This is a genomic window from Bradyrhizobium sp. BR13661 (assembly GCF_029892425.1).
Classification (GTDB): domain Bacteria; phylum Pseudomonadota; class Alphaproteobacteria; order Rhizobiales; family Xanthobacteraceae; genus Bradyrhizobium.
In genome coordinates this window covers 312,455-327,654 of sequence record NZ_JARXWB010000006.1, presented here as the reverse complement: position 1 = coordinate 327,654, position 15,200 = coordinate 312,455, and the positions used below count along the sequence as shown (strand labels likewise).

At 63.0% G+C, this 15,200-nt stretch carries 18 protein-coding genes; 7 read left to right on the top strand and 11 right to left on the bottom strand.

Translation table 11 applies throughout. The annotated features are described in order from the left end of the window. Nucleotides 1-112 precede the first annotated feature (112 nt). The 4 genes from M2427_RS13245 to M2427_RS13230 all read right to left on the bottom strand — a co-directional run bounded on the left by M2427_RS13245 (nucleotide 113) and on the right by M2427_RS13230 (nucleotide 3,892). Nucleotides 113-1,777, bottom strand: a complete 1,665-nt coding sequence (locus M2427_RS13245; protein ID WP_280706749.1) for an acetolactate synthase large subunit — start codon at nucleotides 1,775-1,777, stop codon at nucleotides 113-115. Between the two features lie 165 nt (nucleotides 1,778-1,942). Then, nucleotides 1,943-2,587, bottom strand: a complete 645-nt coding sequence (locus tag M2427_RS13240) for a class I SAM-dependent methyltransferase (RefSeq protein ID WP_280706748.1) — start codon at nucleotides 2,585-2,587, stop codon at nucleotides 1,943-1,945. A gap of 18 nt (nucleotides 2,588-2,605) precedes the next feature. Next, nucleotides 2,606-3,232 carry a PadR family transcriptional regulator gene (locus tag M2427_RS13235; RefSeq protein ID WP_280706747.1) on the bottom strand — a complete coding sequence of 209 codons (627 nt, stop codon included), beginning with the start codon at nucleotides 3,230-3,232 and terminating at the stop codon, nucleotides 2,606-2,608. A 108-nt stretch (nucleotides 3,233-3,340) separates the two neighbouring features. Further along, entirely contained in the window at nucleotides 3,341-3,892 is a 552-nt protein-coding gene (locus M2427_RS13230; RefSeq protein WP_280706746.1) for a carboxymuconolactone decarboxylase family protein, read from the bottom strand. 75 nt (nucleotides 3,893-3,967) lie between these two features. On the opposite strand from M2427_RS13230, the gene M2427_RS13225 reads away from it, so the two are divergent. Further along, a complete protein-coding gene (locus tag M2427_RS13225; RefSeq protein ID WP_280706745.1) occupies nucleotides 3,968-4,342 on the top strand; it encodes an MmcQ/YjbR family DNA-binding protein in 375 nt (124 codons plus the stop codon). A gap of 42 nt (nucleotides 4,343-4,384) precedes the next feature. On the opposite strand, the gene M2427_RS13220 is transcribed toward M2427_RS13225, so the two are convergent. After that, nucleotides 4,385-5,278 (bottom strand): LysR family transcriptional regulator, encoded by an 894-nt coding sequence (locus M2427_RS13220; RefSeq protein WP_280706744.1) that lies wholly within the window; start codon nucleotides 5,276-5,278, stop codon nucleotides 4,385-4,387. Between the two features lie 102 nt (nucleotides 5,279-5,380). On the opposite strand from M2427_RS13220, the gene M2427_RS13215 reads away from it, so the two are divergent. Genes M2427_RS13215 through M2427_RS13205 form a run of 3 tightly spaced genes read left to right on the top strand, consistent with a single transcriptional unit; the run spans nucleotide 5,381 to nucleotide 7,302 of the window. After that, the gene (locus tag M2427_RS13215; RefSeq protein WP_280706743.1) at nucleotides 5,381-6,121 is read left to right on the top strand and encodes an SDR family oxidoreductase; all 741 of its coding nucleotides are present in this window, start codon (nucleotides 5,381-5,383) and stop codon (nucleotides 6,119-6,121) included. Between the two features lie 30 nt (nucleotides 6,122-6,151). Then, on the top strand, nucleotides 6,152-6,367 hold the full coding sequence (locus M2427_RS13210; RefSeq protein ID WP_280706742.1) for a 4-oxalocrotonate tautomerase family protein: 216 nt from the start codon (nucleotides 6,152-6,154) through the stop codon (nucleotides 6,365-6,367). A gap of 56 nt (nucleotides 6,368-6,423) precedes the next feature. Beyond that, nucleotides 6,424-7,302 carry a helix-turn-helix domain-containing GNAT family N-acetyltransferase gene (locus M2427_RS13205; RefSeq protein ID WP_280706741.1) on the top strand — a complete coding sequence of 293 codons (879 nt, stop codon included), beginning with the start codon at nucleotides 6,424-6,426 and terminating at the stop codon, nucleotides 7,300-7,302. Nucleotides 7,303-7,308: 6 nt separating this feature from the next. On the opposite strand, the gene M2427_RS13200 is transcribed toward M2427_RS13205, so the two are convergent. After that, nucleotides 7,309-8,535: an MFS transporter gene (locus M2427_RS13200; RefSeq protein WP_280706740.1), complete on the bottom strand. Its 1,227-nt coding sequence runs from the start codon at nucleotides 8,533-8,535 to the stop codon at nucleotides 7,309-7,311. A 186-nt stretch (nucleotides 8,536-8,721) separates the two neighbouring features. On the opposite strand from M2427_RS13200, the gene M2427_RS13195 reads away from it, so the two are divergent. Next, nucleotides 8,722-9,180 (top strand): cupin domain-containing protein, encoded by a 459-nt coding sequence (locus tag M2427_RS13195; protein WP_280706739.1) that lies wholly within the window; start codon nucleotides 8,722-8,724, stop codon nucleotides 9,178-9,180. A 390-nt stretch (nucleotides 9,181-9,570) separates the two neighbouring features. Here M2427_RS13195 and M2427_RS13190 read toward each other — a convergent pair whose 3' ends face one another. Next, nucleotides 9,571-10,152, bottom strand: coding sequence for a DUF308 domain-containing protein (locus M2427_RS13190; protein WP_280706738.1), 582 nt, complete (start codon nucleotides 10,150-10,152; stop codon nucleotides 9,571-9,573). Nucleotides 10,153-10,238: 86 nt separating this feature from the next. Next, the gene (locus M2427_RS13185; RefSeq protein ID WP_280706737.1) at nucleotides 10,239-10,823 is read right to left on the bottom strand and encodes a TetR/AcrR family transcriptional regulator; all 585 of its coding nucleotides are present in this window, start codon (nucleotides 10,821-10,823) and stop codon (nucleotides 10,239-10,241) included. Between the two features lie 78 nt (nucleotides 10,824-10,901). Here M2427_RS13185 and M2427_RS13180 point away from each other — a divergent pair, with 78 nt between their 5' ends. Further along, nucleotides 10,902-11,399, top strand: a complete 498-nt coding sequence (locus tag M2427_RS13180; RefSeq protein ID WP_280706736.1) for a peptide deformylase — start codon at nucleotides 10,902-10,904, stop codon at nucleotides 11,397-11,399. An 83-nt stretch (nucleotides 11,400-11,482) separates the two neighbouring features. On the opposite strand, the gene M2427_RS13175 is transcribed toward M2427_RS13180, so the two are convergent. After that, entirely contained in the window at nucleotides 11,483-12,364 is an 882-nt protein-coding gene (locus tag M2427_RS13175; protein ID WP_280706735.1) for an AraC family transcriptional regulator, read from the bottom strand. A gap of 252 nt (nucleotides 12,365-12,616) precedes the next feature. Beyond that, nucleotides 12,617-13,264, bottom strand: coding sequence for a glutathione S-transferase (locus tag M2427_RS13170; protein ID WP_280706734.1), 648 nt, complete (start codon nucleotides 13,262-13,264; stop codon nucleotides 12,617-12,619). Nucleotides 13,265-13,378: 114 nt separating this feature from the next. On the opposite strand from M2427_RS13170, the gene M2427_RS13165 reads away from it, so the two are divergent. After that, on the top strand, nucleotides 13,379-13,942 hold the full coding sequence (locus M2427_RS13165) for a TetR/AcrR family transcriptional regulator (RefSeq protein ID WP_280706733.1): 564 nt from the start codon (nucleotides 13,379-13,381) through the stop codon (nucleotides 13,940-13,942). 99 nt (nucleotides 13,943-14,041) lie between these two features. On the opposite strand, the gene M2427_RS13160 is transcribed toward M2427_RS13165, so the two are convergent. Next, entirely contained in the window at nucleotides 14,042-15,169 is a 1,128-nt protein-coding gene (locus M2427_RS13160) for a DUF4062 domain-containing protein (protein ID WP_280706732.1), read from the bottom strand. Nucleotides 15,170-15,200: the final 31 nt, after the last annotated feature.

Here is a 15,200-nt window from a genome sequence, read left to right as displayed (position 1 = left end):
TTGGTTGGATGCCGAGTTTCCGTGATTGGGGCGCGCGAGACAAGTGCGGCCGCTCCTCTGGTGTCCCGGACGCGCTGCAACGCGCTTGGCGTTGCAGCGCAGAGACGAGGCCTCACACCTTCGCCTTCTCATGCGCGCGCAGCTCCTCGACCAGCACCCGCACGTTCTCTGAATAGTCGATCGGGATCGAGACCAAGTGCACACCGCCCTCCTTGAAGGCGGCCTCAAGGGTCGGACCAAAGCTTTCGATGCTCGCAATACGATGGCCCTTGGCACCGTACGCCTTGGCGTAAAGCGCAAAGTCGGGATTGCCGAAAGTCATGCCGTAATCGGCGAAATGATCAACGGCCTGCTTCCAGCGAATCATCCCGTAGGCGTTGTCCTCCAGCACCAGCACGACCAGATTGAGCTTGAGGCGAACCGCCGTCTCCATCTCCTGGCTGTTCATCATGAAGCCGCCATCACCGGCGACCGCAAGCACGCGACGGTCGGGGTAGAGCATCGCGGCCATCATCGCCGACGGCAGGCCGGCGCCCATCGTCGCCAGAGCATTGTCCAGCAAGAGCGTGTTGGCGACGCGCGTGCGGTAGTTGCGGGCGAACCAGATCTTGTACATGCCGTTGTCGAGCGCGACGATGCCGTTCTCGGGCATGACCTGGCGGATGTCGTGCACGATGCGCTGCGGTGTCGGCGGCCAGCGCGTCTCGGTGGCGCGATCGGCGATGTGGTTGAGGATCTGCTCCCGCAATGGCAGCAGCGCCGCCGCCTGCGGCAGCTTGCCTTCGAGCCGGTCGGCCAGAAGCTCCAGGCTCGGGCCGACGTCGCCGACGACCTCGGCATCGGGGAAATAGACCAGTTCGACGCTGGCCGACGTGTAACTGACGTGAATGACCTTCGGTCCTGATGGACCCATGATGAAGGGCGGCTTCTCGATCGGGTCATGGCCGATCGCGATGATCAGATCGGCGGCGTCGATGGCATCATGGACATAGTCGCGCTCGGACAGCGCCGCAGTGCCCATATAGAGATTGGTGCCGCCGGGCACGGTGCCCTTGCCCATTTGCGTGGTGAAGAACGGAATGCCGGTCCGCCGCACGAAGCTCGCGATGCCGTGGGTGGACCGCGGCCGGCTGGTTGCCGCGCCCATCATCACCAGCGGACGCTTTGCGGCCAGGATCATCCCGGCGGCCCGGTCGAGCGCGGCGCGATGCGCGACGGGGATCTCGATCGGGTGGATCGGGATCACCGGAACAGCCTCGACCTCGTCGCCCGCAATGTCCTCGGGCAATTCGAGATGTACCGGTCCCGGCCGCTCTTCCATCGCCACGCGGAACGCATCGCGCACCACGGTCGGGATCGAGGACGCACTGACGATCTGCCGCGACAATTTTGTCAGCGGCTTCATCGTCGCGACCACGTCCACGATCTGGAAGCGCGCCTGCCGGCTGCTCATGATCGGCTTCTGCCCGGTGATCAGGATCATCGGCATGCCGCCGAGATTCGCATAGGCCGCGCCGGTGGAGAGATTGAGCGCGCCGGGGCCGAGGGTCGAGAGACAAACGCCGGGCTTGCCGGTGAGCCTTCCATGGGTCGCCGCCATGAAGGCAGCGGCTTGCTCGTGGCGCGTCAGGACCAGCTCGATTTTGGAGGTGCGTAGCGACTCGACAAGGTCGAGATTTTCCTCACCGGGCACGCCAAAGATGCGATCGACGCCTTCGTTCTCAAGCGCCGCGACGAACAGGTCCGATCCCTTGACTTTGCGTTCCTGCCCGCTCATGTCGCCTCCCGCTTGCTGCTCCCGTGCTTCGGGATCGGCGGCATGGTAGCCCATCGCTGCTTCGAGACAACTCACAAAGAGTGGCACATCTGCATCAACGGCGTCATTGCGAGCACAGCGAAGCAATCCAGAATCTCTCCGCGGAGACAGACTGGATCGTTGCACTCACTTCACCTTCAGCGACAGCTCCGTACCGCCCTTGAGCGGCAGCGTCATCGACACGAAGCCGTTGCTGGGGTCACGAATGTAGGCGAGATAGTCGGGCTCGCCGTTATCGTTCATCGCGTAGCCGCCGATGAGCAGCTGCGGCGCCACGATCTCGATCACTTCGCGGGCAAGCGAGGGACCGCCCTCGCCCGGCCAACCGTCGATCAGCACGAAATCGACGGGGCCGCCGAGATCGTTCAACGTCTTGCGGGCGTCGCCTTCGCGGATCTCGGCATACTCGGCCAGTCCCGCTTCAGCGAGGTTGCGTTTGGCGGCCTCGACCTTGGCTGGCACAATCTCGGAGCCGATCACAGTGCCGCCGCCATTGTCGCGGAGGGCAGCCGCAAAGTAGAGCGTCGACATGCCGACCGAGGTTGCGAACTCGGCGACGCGCGTGGCGCGCAGGCCGCGGCACAACAGGTAGATCAATTCGCCCTGCTCGGGGTGAATCGAAAAGCCCTGCTCGGCATAGGCGTGAGGATCGCGGTTGCCGAAGGCGCCGCGCGGGCCACCACCGGAAGGCCGCTGCCGCGCGCCTTGCAGACGCGCGATCACGGCGTTGACGCGCGGATCTTGAATCGGGCTGTGCGGCTGATCATCCATGACTGGCATCCCTTCTCGTTACTTGCCGAGGATTTCCGCGGCCGCACGCTCCAGGATGCCGGCGACGCGACGCGCCTCGGCGGAATCGCTGCCGTGCTTGCTGCGCAACGCGCGCTTGAGGTTGTGGCGGGCGCGGTGCAGCTCGTCGGAGGCATCGGCATCGAGATCGCTGACGCCGGCGAATGCCTCGCGCACCTCGTCCATACGGCGACCGATCCGCGACAATGCCTGGAGGATCGCGTCAGCGGTCCCGCGCTGCTCGGCGAGGAAAGCCTCGCCCTGCGCCGTGATGCTGTAGAGCTTGCGGCCGCCATCCTGCGCAACGCTCGCATGGCCGACCTCTTCGAGATAAGTCAGCGCCGGATAGATCACGCCGGGGCTCGGCGTATAGAATCCCTCGGAGCGTTCCTCGATGATCTTGATCAGCTCGTAGCCATGTGCGGGCTTGTCGGCGAGCAGCGCCAGGATCACCAGCTGGAGATCCTGCGAGGACAGCCGCCGTGCGCCCGGAAACTCGTCGCCGCCGCGCCCGAAAAAGCCATGGCCGCCGCGGCCGAAGCGATGCCGCCCGCCATGCCGACCCACGGCGAAATGGGCGAAGTGCCCGAAGTGGAAGTCTTTGTGGTCTCGGTGTTTGCCGAACATATCGTACGTCTCCTTCTCAAAATATATCTTACGATATAGTTTGCGATAATTCAGACGCAAATCACGGGTCCGTGATCGGCTCTCGGTAAGAACAGCGACGACCGGCCGCTATTCGGCGGCTTCGCTGTGCGGAACGCCCTGCTCGACCTCGAGCTGGAGAATGTCGTTGAAGCGGTTGAAGGCACCGCACAGCGCGATGCGCCAGGTCAGCTCGACGATCTGGGCCTCGGAGAAGTGGGCGCGCAGGCGAGCAAAGATCTCGTCGCGCGTTCTGTTCCAGTTGTTGGTCACAGCAATGGAGTATTCGACGACGAGCTTGTCGAGCTCATCGAGTTCAGGGTGATCCTTGTACGCGACGAGGCGCGCGGCGCCCTCCTCCGACACGCCCTGCACCGCGAGCTTGGGCGCGTGATGCGAGACGCAATAATCGCATTTGTTGAGCAGCGACACCGTGACCAGCGCCAGCTCGAGATGGCGCTTCGAGATCATGCCCTCGCTGGCGAGATCGACCAGCAGCGACCACATGTGCTTGAAGATCGGCGCGCGATGCGCCATCACACCGGCCTGATTTTCGAACGCACCATAGGTCGTCATCTTGTCCCACAGCGGGCGCAGTGCTTCCGGCAGATCGTCCCTGGTCTTGATCGACAAGCGCGACATGACATGTCATCCCCTCTTGGAAGGCGCATGCTGCCACAAGGGCGGGCTCGCGCGCTACCTTGTGATTGCAAACGCATGACACCCAAGACATTCGAAACACGCTGCCTGCGCCTGCCCGCTGCCACCAAGGTGGTGCAGTGGGAAGGCACTTCCGTGTTCAAGGTCGGCGACAAGATGTTCGCGATCAGTGGCGGCTTCACGACCGGCTCCGGCGGCTACATGATCAAGGTCTCGAACATGGCCTATGCCATGCTGATCGAGCACGGCCTGGCGCGGCCCGCGCCCTATCTCGCGCGGGCCAAATGGGTGCAGCTTGTCAGCAACAACGCGCTGTCCGATGCCGAGCTGACGGCCTATCTCGCACAGGCCCATGCGTTGATTGTCGCAAAGCTGACGCGGAAGGCCCGCAAGGCGCTCGGGCTTGTGGCGCAAGAAGCCGGGCCCACATGACGATCTCCACGTGCAGCGGATGATCTGCGCGCCGGATCAGTTTCAGAGCTTCGCCTCGGCAAAAATGCCCGAGATCCAATCGAGGAAGACGCGCAGGCGCAGCGCAAGCTGGCGGTTTTGCGGATAAAGCGCGGAGAGCGGCGTCGGCGACGGCGGGTGATCGGCGAGCACCTCGACCAGCGTGCCGCTGGCGAGGTCCTCCGCGAAGCGATAGCGCGGGGCCTGCGCGAGGCCGAAGCCGAGCCGGGCGAGATCAGCCATGGTGTCGGAATTGTTCACCCGAACCCGGCTCGGCAGCACGATGTGGCGCAGCGCGCCCGCAACTGAAAATTCGAGCGGCAGCACATCGCCCGTCCGCGACGAGACGAACGCGACCATCTGATGGCCGTCGAGCGCATCCGGCGTCGTCGGCAAGCCGTGCTTCGCAATGTAGGACGGACTCGCCACCGTGATTTCCGCGATCGTCCCGAGGCGGCGCAGAATCATGCCGCTGTCGCCGGGATCGCCCGATCGGATCACGCAATCGACGCCTTCGCGTACGAGATCGACCAGCCGGTCGCCCTGCCCAATCTGCAATTGGAGCTGCGGATGCCGCGCCAGGAAGGCTGGCAGATGCGGCAGGATGAAGGTGCGGGTTAGCAAGGGATGCGCATCGATGCGGAGGAGACCGCGCGGCTCTGAATCGCGCATCGCTCCTTCCGCTTCCTCGACCTCCGCGAGGATGGCGACACAGCGGCGGTAATAGTCCTCACCGTCGAGCGTCGGCGTGACATGCCGCGTCGTGCGCTCGAGCAGGCGCGCGCCGAGACGCGCCTCGAGACCGCGCAAGACCTCGCTCGCGGTCGAACGGGGAATACCCATGTCCGCGGCGGCAGCCGTAAAGCTCTGCCGCTCGACGAGGCGGACGAACAGGCGCATGGCGTCAAAACGGTCCATGGCGATTGTTCACCACAGCCGACAGGTGATGGCAAGTTCACGATGATTATCCGAGGAGAGCGATCAGCTATCTCACGAGCCGAAAGCACGACGGAGGTCCACATGACCACTCAACAGCAGCGCGCCGCCATCGTCACAGGCGGTTCCCGCGGCATCGGCGCGGCCATCGCCCGCCGGCTGGCGCAAGACGGCATCGCAGTAGCAATCAACTACGCCACCGGCAAAGCGGCTGCCGATGCGCTCGTAGAGCAGATCCAAGCCGCCGGCGGACGCGCCCTGGCGGTGCAGGCCGATCTTGCCGATCCAACGACGGCGGAGCAGCTGTTCGATGCGGCCGAGAATGCCTTCGGCAAAATCGACATCCTCGTCAATAATGCCGGAGTGATGGAGCTCGCCCCGCTCGCCGAAATGAGCGATCAAGCGTTCGCCCGGCAGATCTCGATCAACCTCGAAAGTGTGTTCCGATCGTTGCGCGAAGCGGCGCGGCGGCTCTGCGAGGGCGGCCGCATCGTCAACTTCTCGTCCAGCGTCGTCGGGCTGTACCAGCCGACTTACAGCGTCTATGCCGCGACCAAGGCAGCGGTCGAAGCCATGACACACGTCCTCGCCAAGGAGCTCGGCAGCCGGCGCATCACCGTCAATGCGATCGCGCCCGGACCGGTCGAGACCCGGCTGTTCCTCGACGGCAAGAGCGAGCAGCAGGTGCGCGCCATTGCGGCAATGAACCCGTTCGGCCGGCTCGGCCAGCCCGACGAGATCGCCGGCATCGTCGCCTTCCTCGCAAGCCACGATAGCGGTTGGATCAACGGCCAAATCATCCGCGCCAATGGCGGCGTGATCTGACGCGGCACAGATTTCACACGGAGAGACCTCATGCCTTTCGCCAACATCAAGATCCCGCAAGCCGCGCTGTCGCGGAGCCAGAAGACCGAGATCGTGCACCGCCTCACGGCACTGTTCGTCGAATATTTCGGCGAAGCGGCGCGGCCGCACACGATGGTCCTGATCGAGGAAGTCCCCGACGGCGGCTATGGCCGCGCCGACGAGGTGTTCGTCGTTCCCGACGCTTATCGCGCCAGCGACGCATGACGCAGCGGTCACTTCGTCAAGTTGACCGCGACGCGATATCTGACTAAAGTCAGATAATGCTCGATCCCGTCTCCCGCGTCCGTCGCTTCAACCGTGCCGTGACCTCGGCCGTCGGCGCGCTCGATACATCCTTTCTCGGGCGCGGGAGACCGCTGGGGGCGGCGCGTGTGCTCAATGCGATCGGGCACGGACGGTCCGATGTCGGCGAGATTCGCGACTATCTCGGCCTCGATTCCGGACTGATGAGCCGGCTGTTGCGCAGCCTGGAGGATGAAGGGCTGATCGAGACACACGCGCATGAGGACGATGCGCGGCGGCGCGTTGCCAGCCTGACGCGCGCGGGCAAGCGCGAGTTTTCGGCCTATGAGGCGATGTCGAACACGCAGGCCGAGAGGTTTCTCGCCCGCAATTCGCAACGCGAGGCGCTGCTGGCGGCGATGGATCTGATTGCCTCGGCGCTGACGCGGGACCGTATCGCGCTCACGGAGATGGATCCGCAAAGCGACGAGGCACGCCATTGCCTCGGCGAATATTACGCCGAGCTCGGCCGCCGCTTCAAACAGGGCTTTGACGTCTCGCTGTCGCGTGATCCCGATGCCAAGGACATGCGCCGTCCGCAGGGCAGTTTCATCGTTGCGATGTCGGACACGCTGCCGATCGGCTGCGTCGGCCTGAAGGGCTCAGATCACGGCTATGCCGAGATCAAGCGTCTCTGGGTCGCCCCCTCCGCGCGCGGATTGGGGCTCGGCAAGCGCCTGATGAACGCAGCCGAGGACGCCGCACGCACGCTCGGCATCGCGCTGCTGCGATTGGACACCAACAGCGCGCTGCCGGAGGCCGGTCAGCTCTACCGCACCACCGGCTGGCGCGAGATCCCGCGTTTCAACGACGACCCGTACCCGGACCTGTTCTTCGAAAAACAGATCCGGGCCTAGGCTCCGTCAGGCCGCAATCGGGGCTGGCTCCGGCTGGCTTTGCGGCTTCGGGAACGGACGGAACGTCATCGCCATCAGGAACGCACCTAAGCCCATCGCCCAGGAGCCGATGTAAAGCCAGGCGTAGCTGGAGAACGCGTCGTAGATCAGGCCGCCGGCGAGCGGACCGGTTGCCATGCCGAGGCTGCCGGCCATCGCCGTGCCGCCGATCACGGTGCCCATCATCTTCAGCGGGAAGTTTTCGCGGATGATCACCGCATAGAGCGGCATGGTGCCGGCATAAATAAAGCCGAACACCGTCGCGACCAGGTAGAAGGTCGTGAGCTGATGGGCGAAGACATAAGCGAGTGCGCCGAAGGACTGCGCGAGCAGGCCCGAGACCAGCACGCGCTTGGCGCCGAACCGATCGCCCATCAGGCCGAAGGCGATGCGGCCACCGAGGCCGGACAGTCCCTCGACGCTGTAGATCGTCACCGCAGAGATCAGCGGAATGCCGCAGCTCACGGCATAGCTGACGGTGTGGATGATCGGGCCGGAATGGGTGGCGCAGCAGAAGAAATTGGTGGCGATCAGGATCAAGAATTGCGGCGAGCGTAGCGCCTCTCCCACCGTCATCTCCGACTGCGGGCCGCCGGCGCCTGCGGCCGGACCTTGCGGATGCGCCAGCGCCGGCGGACGGCGCACCAGCAGCGCCACCGGGATCATGATCACGGCAACCACCAGCGCCACGATCTGCATCGCCGTGCGCCAGTCGTGATGCGACACCAGCCAGGCCGCGAGCGGCGCCATCGTCATCGGCGCCACGCCCATGCCGGCCGACACCAGCGAGACCGCAAGGCTGCGATGGGTGTCGAACCAGCCGGTGACGGTCGCCATCATCGGCGCGAAGATCGCCGCGCAGGAGGCGCCGACCAAAAGGCCGAACACGAACTGGAACACGATCAGCGAGGTCGCGTGGCTCGCGGCGAACAGGCTCAGCGCCAGCACGGTCGATCCGGTCAGCACCACCGGCAGCGGTCCGAACCTGTCCGTCAGCGTGCCCCAGATCATGCTGCTGCACGCCATCGCCAGGAAGCCGATGGTCATCGCGCTGGAGATGCCGGTCACCGACCAGCCGGTGTCCCTGGCGATCGGCTGCAGGAACACCGGCAGCGAAAACATGCCGCCGATGGCGACGCAGCCGAGCACGCCGCCGGCGGCGACGATCACCCAGCGATATCTGGACGCAGTCATTGTTGTCTCCCGTCAGGTCTGTCTCACGTGGAAGACGATTGGAGAGGCCAAAAGCAGACGGGGCGAGCCTACTTTATTTCGCAGACCCTCGCGACCGCAGACGGCGCACAGTTCCACGGCAAGCGCCTCTGGTGCGCTCCGCTCGCACTGCCTACGTGCTGGCGGTAGATGTCAGGACGGTCCCGCATGCCCAAAATCGATGTCGCCAGCGTCCCGGCCCGCAAGGGCTCGGGCTATCCCGCACCGTTTGACGCCCCCTGCGCGGATCGCATCCGCAAGCGGCTCGGCAATGCCGGGGGCCTCACTGATTTCGGCGTCAACCTGATGCGCCTGCCGCCGGGCAACTGGTCGAGCCAGCGGCACTGGCACTCGCACGAGGATGAGTTCGTCTATGTCCTCGAAGGCGAAGTGGTGCTGATCGAGGACGATAGCGAAACCGTCCTGCGCGCCGGCGACTGCGCCGCCTTCCCGAAAGGCAGCGGCAACGGCCATCACATGATCAACCGCTCGGATACGGTGGCCGTCTATCTCGAGGTCGGCTCGCGCGCGCCCGAGGACCTCACGACCTGTTCGGACATCGACATGATGAGCGCCAATTCCGACGGACGGTTCGTGCACAAGGACGGCACGCCCTATTCGGACTGACTGTCTCTTTGTTTTTCGATGCCAAGCGTCAAAAACAACCCCATGCACAGTAGATGGCCGCAGCGAAATCAATGAGTTGCGATCCCGATCATGGGCGATGCCGGTGACACGCGATTGAGAGCCGCGATTTGACACGTCGGGCAAAACACCGGCCGCGCGATCGCTTCGGCCCTCACGCAGAGCGACGTCAACGCTCTGTTCGACTGCGCCGCCAGCGCGACGAGAGCATAAGGTGCCTCGTGTCGCAGGACATTGGCGGTGGGGCGCCGGGCGAGAACAGGAAGCAATCCGACGTCCTTGGGCGGAGACAGTCCGGATTGCTTCGTCGCAAGGGCTCCGCGGACGATATCCCGGCCCGTCATCTTTCGGTGCAAGGCATGGAGTGCAACATCACCCCAATTGAGCTCGCCTGTGCTGACGCCAATCGCTGACGGTGAGCCAGACGGCCGAGACCAGGAAGTAGATCGCACCGACACCGGCATAACCCGCGACATCAGCGATCGACGGCACCGCGGGCGTCGTGGCTTGAAAGATGAAAAAGCCGCCTGCGAGCGCCGACTGAGCGCCGCTGAGCACCATGGCCCATTGCGCGCCAAAACTCTTCCAGCGCCGGATGGCGGTCCCCAACTGGAGCAATCCGGCCAGGATCGCCCAGGCACCGAAGACGCCGAGCACCCAGTTCATGCTCGTCTGCAAGGCAGCGATGACTGCGATCATGGTCGCCAGGCTGACGAATACGTTCAGCGCCTGCGTTCGGTTTTGCGCGAGGCCACCGCTGCGCAAGGCGTCGACGAAATTGGCTGCGGCGTCCCATGCCGGATAGAGCACGAGCAAGGCGCCGGCGATCGCCGGAGAGGACGGTGCGACAGAAAACGCGGCAACGACCCAGGCAACGGAAAACGCCGCGCGGATGAAATAGTATTGTTTGAGCCATTGCCCGCGATCGTCACGAACGAGATCGATTTGAGCCATTTCTTTCAATCCTTTACCTACTAGTTGGTAGTTTGATGTCGCAAATTGCGTTCCCCAGGGGGGCGTTGTCGTCTCGCCGATCTCTCTCAGTGCTTCGCGGACAGCCGCTCCAGCAGCGGCGCGGTGATCACACCGAACATTTTGGGATCACCATAGGCACGCGCCGACAGCATCGCGCCGTGAATGGTCGCCATGAATCCTTCAGCTTCGACCTTGGCTGAGTTGGAGAGGTGAAGCCGCCCCTTCCGCTTGCCGCGCTCCATCACCGAGGTCAGCCAGGACGCGAGCGCGCGGAAGTGGGCGCGGACTTCGAGCGCCACCTCCTCCGGCAGGATCGGCAGTTCGCTGGCGAGAAGCGCGCAGACGCAGAAGGGCGCCGTTGCGTCGGTGATGCACGCTTCCCAATATCCGACATAGGCTTTGAGCTGGTCGCGCGGGTCCGGGATATTGCGCTCGAGCGCCGACAGTCCCGCCACCGCTTCCTCGCGGTAGCGCGACACGAGAGTGCGAACCAGATCGACCTTACTGGCGAAATGGTGATGGATGCTCGGTTTGCGGATGCCGACAACTTCGGCCACGTCAGCGTAGCTGAAGCCGTTGTAACCGCCCGCGATGATCAGCGTGCGAGCACAGGCCAGGATCTCGTCGGCGGTTGAGGAAGGATTGGTCATGGGGTATAGCTACCTTCTAGTTGGTAGATCGTCAAGAACGAGGTGTTTCACTCCCTCGTGAGTGCTAGGGAGCCTCACATGGCCATTCGCCCCATCGTCCGCTATCCCGACCGCCGGCTCGCGATGCCGGCCCGCCCCGTCACCGCCTTCGACGACGGCTTGCGCGCGCTTGCGATCGACCTGCTGGAGACGATGCGCGCCGCGCCCGGCATCGGCATCACGGCGCCGCATATCGGCGTACCCTTGCGCGTCGTCGTGCTCGAGCTCGACGCCAAGGCGGGAGCGCAGACCTACGTCAACCCGCAAATCGAGTGGGCCTCGCCCGAGATGATCCTGCACAAGGAAGGCAGCGTGTCGATGCCCGGCGTCAATGACGATGTGCAGCGCCACGCCCGGGTGCGGATCAGCTATCAGGATCTCGACGGCAACATGCAGAGCGAGGAATCCGACGGCTTGCGCGCCGTCTGCCACCAGCATGAGATCGACCAGCTCGACGGCATGTTCTGGATCCAGCGGCTGTCGCGGCTGAAGCGCGAGCGGCTGGTGAAGAAGTTCGAGAAGATGTCGCGGGGGTGAACACCTCTCCCGTAGGGAGAGGTGAAACCGAGATCGCCGGGCGATCTTCGCTTCTAACGGAGCGCTGCCGTCGTTTAGGCGCCCTATTTCAGCGGCAAGAACAGCTCCGCGACCGTCTCGTGCTCCGGCACGTCAGGAAAGAAGCTCAGCCGCTGGCAGTAGAGCGGAAAGTCGCGCGTTTCCTCGCCGCTATCAGGAAGCCAATCGCGATACAGAAAGAGCGCGGCAGGCTCGAGATTGTCGGTGTAGCCGACGACGCGCAGCACGGCGCAGCGGCCGCCGGGGATTTCGCCGGCCTTGATCCCTTCGCCATTCGCCCCGATCGGCTGGTCGGTGCCGACGCAGAGGTCGGTGCTGTAATCGGCAGGCGATGCGGGATCGCGTTCGGATCGCCAGACATTGAAGGTTGGGCTTGTGCTGGGGTGCAGGCCGCGGGCCTTGCGCCAGGCGATGAAGCGCTGGATGGTCGCGCCAAGCGTCGCCGGGCTCCCGCGATGCTCCATGATCGCCACCTTCGTGGTCGGCACTTCGCGGATGGTGACGTTGGCGGCCGTATAGTCTGTCTTCATGAGCTTGCTCCTCGCGATATCCAGAGGCCCGAAGGCCGCAAGCCACGGTTCCCACACCGGCGATTTCCGGAACGACGACGGCGATTGCCCGAACCGTTGCCGAAAGGCGCGGGCGAAGGCATCGGGCGCGTCATAACCGGCATCCATCGCGATCTCGGTGACATCGAGGGCATCCATATGGGCCAGCTGATATGATGCGCGCTTCATGCGGGCCAGCTGGACATAGCGATGCACTGACAGACCGAAGGTCGCCGTGAACTGCCGGTGGAAATGGAATTTCGAGAAGGCCGCAACGGCGCTCACCGCGTCCAGGTCCAGATCCGCGTCGAGATGCCGGTCGATATGATCCAGCACCCGCCGCATCCGGGCCTCATAGTTCTGCAATGCCGCCGTCATCGTCCCTCCTCCGTGGCGGATGCAGTTAGGCCGGGATGGCCGGGGTGTGCTCGACCGATCTTGCGGTTTGGCTGGAACCGGTAGCCCGGATGGAGCAAAGCGCAATTCGGGACGGACCAACCGCTTCGCGCGACTGCCGATGGGGCGCCCCCCGGATTACGCTTCGCTCCATCCGGGCTACGAAGCGCCCCGTTGCAGTCCCTCGTGGCGGAGCGATAGCCGCTCGACTGATCCTGCAAGCTCCGATCTCGATCAAGCTGCCTTGGTCGGCTCGGACATCGTGATCCGGTTCCTGACGCTAGGACGCTGCTGCATCCTTGCATACCATGCCAAAAGAGCCTCGCACTCCACCGGCACGCTCACGAGTCCCGCGAAGATCAAGCCGCCGATGAGGGTGATATCGGCCATCGTGAACGCCTCGCCGGCGACGAACGGCTGTTCTCTCAGAATGCCGTCAAAATAGTGCATCCCCCTGAGTGCCTTGTCGCGCTGGCGGAATCCCCATTCGGGATTCTGATAGATCTCGACATGAGGCCCAAGACCCGGCGTGGCGTGATGGAAATAGACACTGATGGCATCGAGCACCTCCAGTTCGGCGCGCTTGCTCATCATATGAATCACGCCCTTTTCGCGCGGGGTCCTGCCGGTCAGCGTCGGCGCGCCATCGAGCGCATCAAGGTACTCGGTAATTGCCGTGCACTCGCCAATGAAGGTCCCGTCGTCGAGTTCGAGCACCGGCAGGGTGCCGGAGTAGTTCTTGGCAAGGAATTCGGGCTTCTTGTGCTCGCCCTTGTAGAGATCGACCAATACGAACTGCACTTGCGACTGCAGGTTCTTTTCAGCCAGGGCGATACGAACGCGGGCCGGGTATGGACCCGTTGGCCAATCGTAAATCTTCATCACGACTCCTATTTTGTCTACCTGTCACTTGGTAGGCCCGATATGAAGACTTCCCATCCTGGGGGTCAAGCCCTACCTGTCACTTGGTAGATAACGAAGCAGTGAGGCATTGAGGTGAGTTCAAGCGCTCGGGAGGCCATCCTGGCGGCAGCAAAGCGGACCGCGCAGGCGCGCGGCTATGGCGGCCTGAATTTCCGCGATCTCGCTGATGAAGTCGGGATCAAGGCCGCCAGCATCTACCACCATTTTCCAAGCAAGGCCGATCTGGGCGTAGCCGTCGCACGGCGCTACTGGGAGGACACCGCCGCCCAGCTCGAGGCGATGCTGGCAGAAACCGCCGATCCTGTCCGCTGCCTGCGTCGATATCCCGAAATGTTTCGCAAAGCGCTCGAGAACGACAATCGCATGTGCCTCTGCAGCTTCATGTCAGCGGAAATCGAGGACCTGCCGGACGCCGTCAAGAAGGAAGTGCTGGCATTTGCCGACGTCAACGTGGCGTGGCTGAGCAAGCTGTTGGTGGCTGCTAGCCTGGTCAGTTCGAGAAAGAGCGAACAGCGGGCCCGCGCCATTTTCGCCGCCATCGCCGGCGCGCAGCTCTTCGCCAGAAGCCGCTCCGATATTTCGCTCTACGACTCGACGATCGACAGCTATCGCGCCGCGGGTCTTCTGCCAGCGTAGATGGCGCTGACGTAAGACCACGGTGCACAGCAACGCCCTGCTCCCATTCGATCGTCAGTTTCGCTGCGCTCTACCAATCCTACGGGCTCTCAAAACACCTCACTCAACCGTAATCTTGGCTTTCGTTGCTGAACGCTTCTTGGCAACTCGCTCGGGTTTCGCGGAATTTGTTGCAACAGATCCTCGACGCCTCGTGCTCAACAACGTGAGATGCCTCTCTCCTCTTTCGGTCAGCGTCACACCTCGAAATAGGCTTCCATCTGCTTCTTTTTTCTCGGCGAACGTCAGCAACCCGAGTTCCTTGAATTGGAGGATGCAGGCATCTAGCTGGCTGCCCTCCATTCCGATCTTCCTGCCTTGAACGCGATCTACAATTTTTGATCTAATGTGCGCTTCTAAGCTGTCTTGAAACGGATATGTGCCCGCATCGTTATATCCGGTTCCTTTTCTCACGATGTAGCCGTAGATCGTTGGCCCAATAACCTTGAATACCTCATCCCAGGTCAGTACGATGTTTTCACAGACAAGCTTTTTGTCCTGGCTCTGGAACGTGATTGTTAGCTCACATGGGTCATCACCTTGAGCCAACATATCTTCAGGCACTTCATCTCCAAGAATTGCTCGGTCGCGAAGCTCCCTCTTGAGCTCGCCGACAAGATTTCGCGCCGCTTCAAGCTCGTCACTCAGCTTGCGCTCGCGAACCAAATCTTCTTCTGAGCGTGCCTGGTCTGCACGAACCCACCCCGTTCTCGGTCTAACGCGAGCCTCCGCCATAAGGCTCTTCATAACAGCCATACCAAGCTCAGTAGGTGTCGAGTACTTTCTGCACGTTCGAGACATTACCTTTTGTCGGAAGGCGTCAAGCTGCTTTCGGCCCTTCTCCGTTTTCTCGGCGTTATTTAGAGATATCTCACCCACGTTATCTCGAACAAATCCAAGAACCGGTATACCTCTCGCGACGGCGTAGTCGTATTCCATTTCCGTGAAGCTCGTTCCCTCCGGCCCGACGCTTCCATAGCGACCCGCGACAATAACAATGTAGTAATCGCATTCCTCAATGACGCGCTTTATCAACTCCCATTGCGAGTCGTCGGAAGCCGGAAAGAGCTCCATCCCAGAGGGAAAGCAACCAGCCTCCAATATAGCCTGAGTGGCCTGCTGACGTTCGGCCCGGAGATCTTCATAGGTTGAAGAAACAAACACCTGGTACCGAACCGGAGGGTTCATAGTTGGCCTTTTCCAGTTGTTCTAGGAAACG